Here is a 13700-nt window from a genome sequence, read left to right as displayed (position 1 = left end):
CCCGGCCGGCTTAGGCGTACAGGGGATAGGTTTTGTCCGCGTCGATGCCGTATTTATCGATGGCCTCCTGCACCTTCTTGGGCTCCAGCTGAGCATCATCGGCCAGGGCCTTGAGTGCCGCAACCACCACATGGGCACTGTTGACCTCGAAGTGCTTGCGCAACTGGGCGCGGGTGTCGGAACGGCCGAAGCCGTCGGTGCCCAGCACCTCATAACGGCCCGGCACCCATTTGCGAATCTGGTCCGGATAGGCGCGGATGTAGTCGGTGGCGGCGATGAACGGACCTTTGGCATCCGCCAGGCACTGTGCCACGTAAGGCGTCTTTGCGTCCTGTTCGGGATGCAGGCGATTCCAGCGCTCGCTGGCGTGGGCCTCGCGGGCCAGCTCGTTGAAGCTGGTGGCGCTCCAGATGTCGGCGTCCACGCCCCATTCCTCGGCCAGCATGTCGGCCGCCGCGATCACCTCGCGGAAAATGGTGCCGGAGCCCAGCAGCTGGACCTTGAGTTTCTTCTCACCGCCCTTGCGGAACCGATACATGCCCTTGACGATGCCCGCCTCGGCGCCCTCGGGCAGTGCCGGGTGGGTGTAGTTTTCGTTCATGGTGGTGATGTAGTAGAACACGTTCTGCTGTTCGGCATACATGCGTCGCAGCCCCTCGTGCACGATCACCGCCAGCTCGTAGCCGAAGGTGGGGTCGTAGCTGACACAGTTGGGGATGGTGTTGGCCAGCACCAGGCTGTGGCCGTCCTGATGCTGCAGCCCCTCGCCCGCCAGGGTGGTGCGGCCGGCGGTGGCGCCGATGAGAAAGCCGCGCGCCTGCATGTCGCCCGCGGCCCAGGCCAGGTCGCCGATGCGTTGGAAGCCGAACATGGAGTAATAAATATAGAACGGCACGGTATTCACACCGTGGGCGCTATAGGACGTCGCCGCGGCGATCCAGGAGGACATGGAGCCGGCCTCGGTGATGCCTTCTTCCAGGATCTGGCCGGTCTTGTCCTCTTTGTAGAACATTATCTCGTCCTTGTCCTGCGGCGTATAAGTCTGACCAACGGAGGAGTAGATCCCCAGCTGGCGGAACATGCCCTCCATGCCGAAGGTGCGCGCCTCGTCGGGCACGATGGGCACGACATATTTACCGATCTTCTTGTCGCGGCAGAGCACCGTCAGCAGGCGCACATAGGCCATGGTGGTGGACATCTCCTTGTCGCCCGAGCCTTTCAGCAGCACATCGAAGACCGACACATCGGGGATCTCCAACGGCGCGGCGGAATGATGCCGGGCCGGCAGATAACCGCCCAGCGCCTTACGGCGCTCGTGCAGGTATTTCATTTCGGCGCTGTCCTCGGCCGGTTTGTAGTACTTACCGGCGGCGGCGTCCTCGTCGCTGAGTGGGATGTTGAAGCGATCGCGCACATAGACCATGTCGTCGGCGTCGAGCTTCTTCTGCGAATGGGTGCGCATCTGGCCTTCGCCGGCGGCCCCCATGCCGTAGCCCTTGACGGTATGGGCCAGGATGACGGTGGGCTGGCCGCTGTGTTCGACCGCGGCCTTGTAGGCGGCGTAGACCTTGTGCGGATCGTGACCGCCGCGGTTGAGGCGCCAGATGTCGGCATCGGACATTTTGGAGACCATTTCCTTCAGCTCGGGATATTTGCCGAAGAAGTGTTCGCGCACATAGGCGCCGTCCTTGGCCTTATAGTTCTGAAAATCGCCGTCGACCGCTTCCATCATGCGCTGCTGCAGCAGGCCGTTCTTATCCTTGGCCAGCAGCGGATCCCAGTAGGAGCCCCACAGCACTTTGATCACGTTCCAACCGGCGCCGCGGAACAGGGCCTCCAGCTCCTGGATGATCTTGCCGTTGCCGCGCACCGGCCCGTCGAGGCGCTGCAGGTTGCAGTTGACCACCCAGATCAGGTTGTCCAGCTTTTCGCGCGGGGCCAGGGAAATGGCGCCCAGGGATTCCGGTTCGTCGGTCTCGCCGTCTCCCAGGAAGGCCCAGACCTTGCGGTTCTTGGTATCGGCCAGGCCGCGGTCCTGCAGGTATTTCATAAAACGCGCCTGGTAGATGGACATGATCGGCCCCAGACCCATGGACACCGTCGGGAACTGCCAGAAGTCGGGCATCAGCCAGGGATGGGGATAGGACGACAGGCCCTTACCGTCCACCTCCTGACGGAAATTGTCCAGCTGCTCCTCAGTCACCCGTCCTTCCAGATAGGCGCGGGCGTAGGTGCCGGGCGAGGCGTGGCCCTGGGAGTAGATCAGATCGCCGCCGTGCTCGTGGCTGGGGGCGCGCCAGAAATGATTGAACCCCACGTCGTACAGGGTCGCCGCCGAGGCGAAGGTGGCGATGTGACCGCCCAACTCGGCGGACTTTCGGTTGGCCTTGACCACCATCGCCATGGCGTTCCAGCGGATGAAGGAGCGGATGCGGTCCTCCATGGCCTGGTCGCCGGGAATGGGCGCCTCCAGGTGCGGCGGGATAGTGTTCACATAGGCGGTATTGGCCGAATAGGGCAGGTTGCTACCCGAACGACGCGCCTTGTCGATCAATTGCTCCAGCAGGAAATGGGCGCGCTCCACGCCCTCGTTTTCGATCACCGCCTCGAGGGATTCGATCCACTCCTTGGTTTCGACGGCGTCGATATCGGGTAACTCTGATTGCTGAGACATATCGCTACAATCCTTTTGCTAGATGCGTGTTGCCTGGTTCTGAAGGCGCGTGATTAAAAATCCGGCCGCTGAGGCGGGCCGCAAAGATCGATTAATTTGTCGACGATTACAAGATGTGTTCTCGTTTTCTTGTTTTTTCAGTCAGTTAGAACAAGGCGGCAATTATACCGTGTTTTTGAAAAACGGGAAATTCAGTCCGCTCATGGACGGCTCGCCTGTTTTTCTAAAGAGCACCGACAAGGCATAAAGGGTTGGGGAGATTTAAGGCTAAGAACTCCGAATCTTTAAATCCCCCTCAATCCCCCTTTAGAAAAAGGGGGAGGCTGGAGGTACTTTTTAATTTACGTTGATTCGCAGACTCAACGCCTCCGCTTGTAGTGATTGATCAGCCCGTTGGTGGAGGCGTCATGCTCGGACACCGGTGCGTCGTCCTCGAGTTCACGCTGGATGGTCTTGGCCAACTGCTTGCCCAGCTCCACGCCCATCTGGTCGAAGGAGTTTATATTCCAGATCACGCCCTGGACGAAGATCTTGTGTTCGTACATGGCGATCAGCATACCCACGCTGTGGGGATCGAAGCGCTGGAACAGCATTGAGTTGGTCGGCCGGTTGCCCTCGAACTCCTTGTGCACCACCAGCTGTTCCAGCTTATCGCCGCTGTAGCCTTCCGCCTCCAAGTCGGCGCGGGTGCGGGCCTCGCTGCGCCCCACCATCAGGGCCTCGGTCTGGGCGAAGAAGTTGGACAGCAGGATATCCTGGTGCTCGCCGAGGGGATTCTGACTCTCCACCGCGGCGATGAAATCGGCCGGAATCAGCTTGGTGCCCTGGTGCAGCAACTGATAGAAGGCATGCTGACCGTTGGTGCCCACCTCGCCCCAGATCACCGGACCGGTGAGATAATCGACGCGCTGGTTATCGCGCGTGGTGTGCTTGCCGTTGCTCTCCATGTCGGCCTGCTGCAAATAGGCGGGGAAGCGGTGCAGGTACTGGTTATAGGGCAGGATGGCGTGACTGTCGGCGCCGAAGAAATCGTTATACCAGATGCCCAGCAGGGCCATGATTACCGGGATATTCTCGGCCGGCGGCGCGCTGCGGAAGTGCTCGTCCATTTCATAGGCGCCCTGCAGCATGGCCTCGAAGTTCTCCATGCCGATGGCAATGGCGATGGACAGACCGATAGCGCTCCAAAGCGAATAACGGCCGCCGACCCAGTCCCAGAATTCAAACATGTTATTGGTATCGATACCGAAGCGCTTCACCTCGGCGGCGTTGGTGGACAAGGCCACGAAGTGGCGCGCCACGGCGCGCTCGTCACCGTCATAGGCGGCCAGCAGCCAGGCGCGCGCCGAACGGGCGTTGGTCAGGGTCTCCTGGGTGGTGAAGGTCTTGGAGGCGACGATGAACAGGGTGGTCTCGGGCCTGAGCCCTTTGATGGTCTGCACCAGGTGATTGCTGTCGATGTTGGAGACGAAGTGCACGCGCAAGCCCGGCTTGATGTAGGGCTTGAGCGCCTCGGTCACCATCACCGGCCCCAGATCGGAACCGCCGATGCCGATATTCACCACGTCGGTGACGGGCTCGCCGCTGTAGCCCTGCCACTTGCCACTGCGTACTTCATCGCTGAAGCGACGCATCTTGGCCAGCACCGCGTTGACCAGGGGCATCACGTCCTCGCCGTCCACATGGATCGGCCGGTTGCCGCGGTTGCGCAGCGCCACGTGCAGCACCGGCCGGTCTTCGGTGATATTGATGGGCTCGCCGTTGAACATGCGCGCGGTCCAGCCGCCGACATCGGCGTAGTCAGCCAGATCCAGCAGCAGGCGCAGGGTCTCGGCGTTAATACGATTCTTGGAATAGTCGAACAACAGGCCCTGGAACTGCAGCGAGAAACTTTCGAAGCGCTGGGGATCCGCCGCGAACAGGTCGCGCATGTAAAGATTCTCGATCTCTTGTTTATGTGCCTTTAGCGCTTTCCATGCCGCGATTTCTTGCATGCCCCACCTGTGTTGTTATTGGTTTAGAAACGGGTTCTCAGAACGCCTCCGAGCTGACATCGCTGCCGTCCAGTGATAGCGAATGGCGCCAAAACTGGTCTTCGCGATCGAATAGCCGGTAGGTGCCGCGCGGCCCCCAAGTGCCGGCCGGATAGGTGTTGATGAAGTCGCGCTCCATCGACCAGACCTTGAGAATCGGGTCCACCACGCGCCAGGCCCATTCCACTTCATCGTAGCGCAAAAACAAGGCACGGTCTCCCTTGATCACGTCCAGAATCAGGTCTTCGTAGGCATCGGCACCGCTGCCGCCTTTGTCATCGTAACTGGCGTCAAGGCTGATGACGCGGGTCTTCATGGCGGTGCCGTGTTCCTTGACCTGGATCTCCATCTTGAGACAGTTGTTGGGCTGGATGCCGAGCAGGATCCAGTTGGGCTTGAGGGCCTCGGCCTTGCTCTTGCTGCCGAACAATTGCTGCGGCGGGTGCTTGAAGCGGATGCAGATGGCGGAACTGGACTCGGCCAACCGTTTGCCGGTACGCACGTAGAAGGGCACCCCTTTCCAACGCCAATTGTCGATATAGAGTTTCAAGGCGGCATAAGTCTCCGTGGCGCTGTCCGGCGCCACGTCCGCTTCGTCCTGATAACCGGCCACGGCACGTCCCTCCACATGGCCCGCCGCGTACTGGGCGCGGAAGGCATGGGCATGGACCGCATTGTGCGGAATGGGGCGGATGGATTTGAGCACCTTTACCTTCTCGTCGCGCAGGGATTCGGCGTCCATGCCCACCGGCGGCTCCATGGCCACCAGGGTGAGCAGCTGCATCAGATGGCTCTGCAACATATCGCGCAGCGCTCCGGCGCGGTCGTAATATTCTGCTCGGCCCTGTATTCCCAGCGTCTCGGAATGGGTGATCTGAACATGGTCGATGTAGTTGCGGTGCCACAGCGGTTCCAGCAACAGATTGGCGAAGCGGAACACCAAGACATTGCGCACCGTGGCCTTGCCCAGATAGTGATCGATGCGGAAGATCTGGTCCTCGCCGGCATGGCGCAGCAGGGAGTTCTGCAGGGTCTGGGCGCTGAGCAGGTCATAACCGAAGGGCTTTTCGATCACCACCCGGTGCCAGCCGTGTTGCTGCTTCAACAAGCCCACCTCGCCCAGCTTTTCGAACACGCTGCCGAATTCCGAGGGGCTGATGGCCATGTAGTGGAGCAGATTGCGGGGGAAACTGTCTGCTTCTTGCAGGCGCTCGCTCAGGCTTTTGAAGGAGTCCAGGTTGTCCAAGTCGCCTTGGTGATACTCCAGTTTCTGAGTGAAGCGCTCGAAGGCGCCGCGGTCGTAGCCGTTGGGGTACTTGGCATCCAACATCTTGGCCACCTCGTCCACCCACTGTTGCTTGTCCCAGGGACGCCGCCCGAAGGCAAGGATCTTGGCCTCGTCCGGCAGACGCGCGTCGGCCTCTAGCCGAAACAGGGCCGGCATCAGCTTGAGGCGCGACAGGTTACCGGTGGCGCCGAAAATGACCAGGGTACAGGGATCCAACTTCGCCATTATTCACCCGCCTTTTTCACTGCATGACCGCCGAAGGCGTTACGCATCATGGACAACAGCTTGAAGTCATAGCCCTCTTCATCCTGACTGGTAAAGCGCATGCTTAGGGCCAGGCTCAGCACCGGCGCGGCGGTGCCCTGATCGATGGACTCCACCACCGTCCAGCGGCCCTCGCCCGAATCGGGCACGTAGGGGGCGATATCATCGAGTTGCTGGTCCTGTTTCAAGGCATCGGCGGTCAAATCCAACAACCAACTGCGCACCACCGAACTGTGGCGCCACAGCTCCGAGATCTGGGCCAGGTCGAGATTGAATTCCGACTTGCCCTTCATCAGGGCGAAGCCTTCGGCCATGGCCTGCATCATGCCGTACTCGATGCCGTTGTGGATCATCTTGGTGAAATGACCGGCCCCAACAGGGCCGACGTGGGCCCAGCCGCGCTCGGGCGCCGGCGCCAACACCTTGAGCGCCGGCTCGACCAGGGCCACTGCGTCGCGCGCGCCGCCCACCATCAGGCAGTAACCGTTGTCCAGGCCCCAAATGCCGCCCGAGGTGCCGGCGTCCACATAACCGATACCCGCCTTGGCCACCGTGGCGCCGCGGCGCTGGCTGTCGTGGTAATTGGAATTGCCGCCGTCGACGATGACATCGCCCTGTTCCAGGAGGGCGTTCAATTCCTCGATGGCCTGCTCGGTGGGCGCGCCGCTGGGCAGCATCAACCACACCACGCGCGGCGCGGTGAGTTTTTCCACCGCCTCGCGCAAGGCGCCGGCGGGCACCATCCCCTCCTCGGCGGCCAAGGCGTTGACGATCTCCGGCGAGCGGTTATAGCCCACCACCTCGATGCCGCCGCGACACAGCCGCCGCGCCATGTTGCCGCCCATCTTGCCCAGTCCGATCATTGCCATGCGCATGCTAACTCTCCTTGCCTGTGCGATTGAATGCGACCGTGAGGGAATGTCCGTCACCGCCAATTTAGGATTTCGCTGTGATCCTGCAACCACGGCAAAAATTTATGAATTCTCTATTAAAAATAGTTAACTACCCGCGCCGTACGCAAGCCGACTTACTGCTTTACCGGCCGCTTTTGCAGCTTACGCTGCAAGGTGCGCCGATGCATCCCCAAGCGCCGCGCCGCCTCCGAGACATTGCCTTCCACCTCGGCCAATACCTTCTGGATATGCTCCCATTCCAAGCGCCGCACCGACATGGGCGACTCGGTCACTGCCACCTCGGTGTCGCCTGTGTCCTTGTGCAGGGCGGCGACGATGTCATCGGCATCGGCCGGTTTGGCCAAATAGTGAATGGCGCCGAGTTTGATGGCCTCCACCGCCGTGGCGATGCTGGCATAGCCGGTCAACACCACGACCCGCGGCTCGCCGTCCTGGGCGCAGATCTGCTTTACCAGTGTCAGGCCCGAACCGTCCGGCATGTTGAGGTCGATGACGGCATAATCGGGCAGCCACTGCTGCGCCAGCCGCAAGCCGGTTTGCACATCCTGCGCCAGCTCCACGTCGTAGCCGCGCCGGGCCAGGGCGCGCGCCAATACGGCGGCAAACACCTCATCGTCATCCGCCAGCAACAGGCGCGGCTTGTCGGCGGCATCATTCATCCAGCAACAACCTAGCCAAATCCAACTGCATATCCACAAGCATGCCGCCGCCGGGGCGGTCCGCCACATTCACCGTGCCGCCCAGTCGCTGGATGATGGCGTGGGCCAGCATCAGCCCCAGCCCCTGCCCCTCGGGCTTGGTGCTAAACGGCACCTTGCCGACCTGGGCGCGGTAATGCTGCGGCATACCGGCGCCGCGATCGGCGATTTCAATCGCCAAATGGCGCGCCTGCCAGCGGCAGCGCATGCCCACGTCATCGGGCGACGAGTCGGCGGCATTATCGAGAAAGGTGATCAAGGCTTGCCTGAGTCCCTGCTCCGAGATGATGTCCGGCGCAGGGCGGGTACCCGACATCTCAAATTCAAGCCGCGCCGTCGGGCGCCGCAGGCGCCACTCCGCCACCACCCCGCTCAAAAAGCGGTCCAGCCGCAGCCGGCCGCCGCCCTCGGCGCGCAGCTGGCCGGACGAGGCCGAAATCATGGCCAGCGTGGCCTTGCAGCGGTCCACCTGTTGCCTGAGGATGCCGAGCCGCTGTTGCAGATCCGTGTCAGCGTCGTACTCCTGTTGCAACTCCTGGGTCAGAATGGCCATGGTCGACAGCGGCGTACCCAGCTCATGGGCCGCACCGGCGGCCAGGGTGCCTAACGCCACCAGCTGCTCGTCGCGCAGGCTGCGCTCACGCGCCTCAGCCAACACCCGATCGCGCTCGCGCAGCGATTCGGCCATGCGCAACACGAAAAACACGATAATGACCACGGCCAATATAAAACTGAACCACATGCCAATAACATGCCAGTCGAAATCCTCGCCGGCATGGGAGGCGACATGGGGCATGGGGCGATGCTGGAACATCAGCAGGCCGTAGGCCGCCACCACTAATACGCCCATGCCCCAGACCTGGTGTTTGGGCAACACGGCGGCCGCCATCACCAGGGGCAGCACTAACAGGGAGATAAAGGGATTGCTGGCACCGCCGGCGAGATACAGCAGGGTCGTCAGGATTATCACATCCAGCCCCAACTGAAGCATAAATTCGTTGGCACCCAGCGACTTAGCAGAACGCAGGCGCCAGCCGGCAAACAGGTTGACGGCGGCGTGGGCGGCAATCACCCAGCCCAGGCCCAGCAGGGGCAGCTGCATCCCCAAGCCCCAGGCGGCAGCGATAACCACCACGATTTCGCCGAAAATGGCGACCAGGCGGACAAATACCAGGCGCCGCAGATTAAACACGGCGGCCCTGTCACCGGCATGCGTGACCTGCTGTGAAAATGAGTTCATTGCAATCGAATCTATCAGATTGACCCAAGGCGCACCAAGTCCAGGCACAGGGGCACCAAAGCTGCGCATCTTACTCCATTCCGGCAGGGAAAATTACAAAACATTCACACGTTTAAAAGCCCCATGTTATTCTGAACAACAAAAAACAACCCTGTTTCCCGCGAGCCGACCCGCATGTCCAGCCACAACATCCTATTCGTCACCAGTGAAGTCTATCCGCTGATCAAAACCGGCGGCCTGGCGGATGTCGCCGGCAGCCTGCCCGCCGCCCTCAAGGGCCAGTCCCAGGACGTACGCGTCATCATGCCGGCCTACCGCGAGGCCATGCGCAAAGCGGAAAAACTAGGGTTTGCCAGTTTCCGCATGGAAGGCGTGCCGGAGACCGTGCGCCTGCTCGAGGGCCGCCTGCCGGGCACCACAGTGCGGCTCTATCTGGTGGATTCGCCGCCCCATTTCGACCGCCCCGGCGGGCCCTACGTGGACCCGGACGGGCATGACTGGGCCGACAACGCCGAGCGTTTCGCGCTGTTCGCGCGCGCCGTCACTGCGGTGGCCCTGAACAAGGCAGAGCTGGACTGGCAGCCGGACATCGTCCACTGCAATGACTGGCAGAGCGGCCTGGTGCCGGCCCTGCTGGCGCCTTACCCCAAGCGACCGGCCAGCGTATTTACCGTCCATAATCTGGCCTATCACGGCTTTTTCGAGGCCACCAAGTTTCACAGCCTGAAATTGCCCAGCCACCTGTGGGGCGTGGACGGCCTGGAGTTTCACGGCGGCCTGTCCTTCATCAAGGGCGGCTTGGTGTTCGCCGACATGATCAGCACGGTCAGCCCCACCTATGCCGAGGAGATCCGCACGCCGCACTTCGGGCACGGCCTCGACGGCCTGCTGAATCACCGCGCCGAGCGCCTCATGGGCATCCTCAACGGCGTGGATTACAAGCAATGGGACCCGGCCAAGGACCCCCACGTGAAATACAGTTATGACGCCCATCACATGGTCGGCAAGGCGCGCAACAAACAACAACTTCAGGCCCAGTTCGGCCTGCCGCAGCGCACCTCGCCGCCGCTGCTGGGGCTAGTGGGCCGGCTGGCGGAACAGAAGGGCATCGACCTGGTGCTGAGCATTATCCCCGAGCTGGTGAAACACGACGTGCAGCTGGCGATTCTGGGCAGCGGCGACAAACACATCCAGACCGAATTGCAGCAAGCGGCCAAACTGTACCCGGAACACATCGCCGTGCACATCGGCTTCAGCGAACCCCTGGCGCATCAGATTGAGGCCGGCGCCGACATGTTCCTGATGCCGTCGCGCTTCGAGCCCTGCGGCCTGAACCAGATCTACAGCCTGCGCTACGGCACCGTGCCGATCGTGCGCCGCACCGGCGGCCTGGCCGACACGGTGGTCGATGCCAGCGACGAGAACATCGCCCGCAAGGCCGCCACCGGCTTCGTCTTCACACACGCCACCCATGACGGTCTGTGGGGGGCCGCGCAGCGCGCCATCGCTGTATTTCGCGGCCAACCCCAGGTCTGGCAGCAGCTCATCGCCAACGGCATGCGTCAGGATTTCAGTTGGAAACAGAGTGCCAAACATTATCTGGAGCTCTACCAGCTGGCCTTGGAAAAACGTCAATCCTAAACCCGCCTATTCCCGTCTCACTCGGCGTGGCGTGGCCTCCTAAAATCCCACACCGGGTGTATAATGGCCGCCTTTTGGTCGCTGCGCTCCCCTGCGCGGCCGCGGCACACACTGCAACCAGTTGTTTTAAATAAAATTATGGACAAGAAACTGCGTTCGCGCGTCAAGCTATTCGGCAATCTGTTGGGCAACATCCTGCGCGCCCAGGCCGGCGACCAGGTGTTCTCCGCCGTCGAGACCCTGCGCAAGGGTTACATCAATCTGCGCAAGGAAGACAACGCCAAAAAACAGCAGCAGCTCAGACTGTTAATCAGCCGCCTCGATCCCCACACCCTGACCCAGGTGGTGCGCGCCTTCAGCATTTACTTCAGCCTGGTCAACATCGCCGAGGAGGCCTATCAGCATCAATACCGGCGCCGCCTGTGCCGCTTCAGCGACGGCCCCGCCTGGCCTGGCTCCTTCAACGCCACCCTGAACGAATTCAAGCAGCAGAACATCAGCGCCGAACAGCTGCAGACCATCCTCAACCGCACCGCGTATTATCCAGTCATCACCGCCCACCCCACCGAGGCCAAGCGGCGCATGGTGAAAGAGGCGCTGCGGCGTATTTTTCTCACCAGCGAGGAGCTGGACGACACCCGCCTGAGCAAACAGGAGCGCCGCGAGATCATCGAACGCCTGGAAGGCGAGATCCAGATCCTGTGGAAAACCGACGAGGTGCGCGTGCGCCGACCGCGGGTGGAAGACGAGATCCGCACCGGCATCGGCTATTTTCAGGACTGTCTGTTCGACGCCGTACCCCAGACCTACCGCAATATGGAAAAGGCGGTGGCCAAGATCTACGCCGGCAGCCCGGCGGTGAGCGTCCCCAGCTTCCTGCGCTTCGGCTCCTGGGTGGGCGGCGACCGCGACGGTAATCCCAACGTCACGCCCGAGACCACCCGCTTCGCCCTGCGTCTGCAGGCACGCTCGGTGCTGCTGGAGTATCTCAACCGCATCGGCAGCCTGACGCGGGTGCTGACCCTGTCCAATTCCCTGTGCCGGCCCGCCGAGGCCTTCACCCAGGCGCTGGCCGACTACGACTATTTAGTCGAAACCGCCTTCGAAGGCGATTCCGAGCGCTTCGCCAACGAACCTTATCGGCGCATGCTGTTTCTGATGCGTTATCGCCTGGAGCGCAACCTGGTGGCGATCAAGCACAGCTTGGGCGAGCATGTGCACGAACCTACCGAACATGCCTATGCCGATGAAGATGAGCTACTGCGCGACCTGCACCTGATCCACAATTCACTGCTCAGCCACGGCGACGCCAAGATCGCCAACGGCACGGTCAAGGACCTGATCCGCCAGATCGAGACCTTCGGTTTTTTCCTGATGAATTTGGACGTACGTCAGGAGTCCACCCGCCACAGCAGCACAGTGAACGAGGTCCTGGCCCAGGGTTTCGGCAATTACAATTACGCCGACATGGACGAGGATCAGCGCCTCGCCACGCTGAGCGAACTCATCGCCGCCAAGCGGCGCCCGACCCTGGCGCGCGCGCAGCTCTCGGACGAGACCCGCGAAACCCTGGAAGTGTTCGACGTCATGGCACAGATGCGCGACGAAATCAGCCCGCGCGCCTTCGGCACCTATGTCATCTCCATGACCCACGCCGCCAGCCATGTGATGGAAGTGATGTTCCTGGCCCACCTGGCCGGCCTGGTGGACTGTGACAGTGAACAGTGGCGCTGCGACATCGAAATCTCGCCCCTGTTCGAGACCATCGAGGATCTGGCCCACATCGAAATCGTCATGGAGCGGCTGCTCGAGAACAGCACCTACCGGCGCCTGCTGGCCGCCTCCGGCGATATTCAGGAGGTCATGCTGGGCTATTCCGATTCCTGCAAGGACGGCGGCATCCTGGCCTCGGGCTGGAGCCTGTATCAGGCCCAGCGCAAGATTACCGCTATCGCCGCCAAGCACGGCATCGAATGCCGCCTGTTTCACGGTCGCGGCGGCACCATCGGTCGCGGCGGCGGCCCGACGCACGAGGCCATCCTGTCGCAGCCGGCCGGCACCGTGTTCGGCCAGATCAAGTTCACCGAGCAGGGCGAGGTGCTGTCCTCCAAGTACAGCAATCACGAAACCGCCGTCTACGAGCTGACCATGGGCAGCACCGGTCTGCTCAAGGCGAGTCGCTGTATCGTCCAGGAGGTGCCCGGTGATCATGACGAATATCTGGAAATCATCGACCAGCTGGTGCGTATGGGGGAAGGCGCCTATCGCGACCTGACCGACGACAATCCCGCCCTGCTGGACTATTTCTACGAGGCCACACCGGTCAACGAAATCGGCATGATGAACATCGGCTCACGCCCCTCGCATCGCAAACAGGGCGACCGCTCCAAGGACTCGGTACGCGCCATCGCCTGGGTCTTCGGCTGGGCCCAGGCGCGCCATACCCTGCCGGCCTGGTACGGTATAGGCACGGCGCTGGCGCAATGGGCCGACAATGACGAGCAGCGCATCGCCACCCTGCGCCAGATGAACCGCCAATGGCCCTTTTTCCGTGCCCTGCTCAGCAATACCCAGATGGCCCTGTTCAAGGCCGACATGCGTATCGCCCAGGAGTACGCCCAGCTGTGCCTGGACTCCGACACCAGCGCGACCATCTACGGGCACGTGCGTGACGAATACCGGCAAACCGTCGACACGGTGCTGACAGTCACCGACAGCGATCATCTGCTGGATGAAAGCCCCGGCCTGGCCCTGTCACTGGCGCGCCGCAATCCCTATTTGGACCCCCTCAACAACATCCAGATCACCCTGCTGAAACGCTATCGCGACGAACGCCAGCCGGAGCAGGAACGCAATATCTGGCTCGACCCGCTGCTGCGCTCTATCAACGCCATTGCCGCCGGCATGCGAAATACCGGATAATCGCGGCGGAAATAGTGTTTACTGCA

Annotated in this window: 8 protein-coding genes; 2 read left to right on the top strand and 6 right to left on the bottom strand. The window is 61.8% G+C overall.

The genetic code is table 11. The features are described from left to right. Positions 1-10: 10 nt before the first annotated feature. From aceE to Tel_04445, 6 genes are all read right to left on the bottom strand, one after another. Positions 11-2674, bottom strand: a complete 2664-nt coding sequence (aceE, locus tag Tel_04470; GenBank protein ID ALP52459.1) for a pyruvate dehydrogenase — start codon at positions 2672-2674, stop codon at positions 11-13. Positions 2675-3033: 359 nt separating this feature from the next. Beyond that, the gene (gene pgi / locus Tel_04465) at positions 3034-4668 is read right to left on the bottom strand and encodes a glucose-6-phosphate isomerase (GenBank protein ID ALP52458.1); all 1635 of its coding nucleotides are present in this window, start codon (positions 4666-4668) and stop codon (positions 3034-3036) included. Positions 4669-4705: 37 nt separating this feature from the next. Continuing rightward, positions 4706-6220 (bottom strand): glucose-6-phosphate dehydrogenase, encoded by a 1515-nt coding sequence (locus Tel_04460; protein ALP52457.1) that lies wholly within the window; start codon positions 6218-6220, stop codon positions 4706-4708. Next, the gene (locus Tel_04455; protein ALP52456.1) at positions 6220-7134 is read right to left on the bottom strand and encodes a 6-phosphogluconate dehydrogenase; all 915 of its coding nucleotides are present in this window, start codon (positions 7132-7134) and stop codon (positions 6220-6222) included. The genes Tel_04460 and Tel_04455 overlap by 1 nt, the downstream gene beginning before the upstream one ends. A 152-nt stretch (positions 7135-7286) precedes the next feature. Next, entirely contained in the window at positions 7287-7832 is a 546-nt protein-coding gene (locus Tel_04450; protein ID ALP52455.1) for a two-component system response regulator, read from the bottom strand. Continuing rightward, a complete protein-coding gene (locus Tel_04445) occupies positions 7825-9111 on the bottom strand; it encodes a hypothetical protein (GenBank protein ALP52454.1) in 1287 nt (428 codons plus the stop codon). Before Tel_04445 ends, Tel_04450 begins: the two co-directional genes overlap by 8 nt. Positions 9112-9285: 174 nt before the next feature. Here Tel_04445 and Tel_04440 point away from each other — a divergent pair, with 174 nt between their 5' ends. Beyond that, positions 9286-10752 carry a glycogen synthase gene (locus Tel_04440; protein ALP52453.1) on the top strand — a complete coding sequence of 489 codons (1467 nt, stop codon included), beginning with the start codon at positions 9286-9288 and terminating at the stop codon, positions 10750-10752. 138 nt (positions 10753-10890) lie between these two features. Next, positions 10891-13674 carry a phosphoenolpyruvate carboxylase gene (locus Tel_04435; protein ID ALP52452.1) on the top strand — a complete coding sequence of 928 codons (2784 nt, stop codon included), beginning with the start codon at positions 10891-10893 and terminating at the stop codon, positions 13672-13674. Positions 13675-13700: the final 26 nt, after the last annotated feature.

The organism is Candidatus Tenderia electrophaga, assembly GCA_001447805.1.
In the GTDB taxonomy this organism is placed as follows: Bacteria; Pseudomonadota; Gammaproteobacteria; order Tenderiales; family Tenderiaceae; genus Tenderia; species Tenderia electrophaga.
This window is presented reverse-complemented; position numbering and strand designations above follow the sequence as displayed.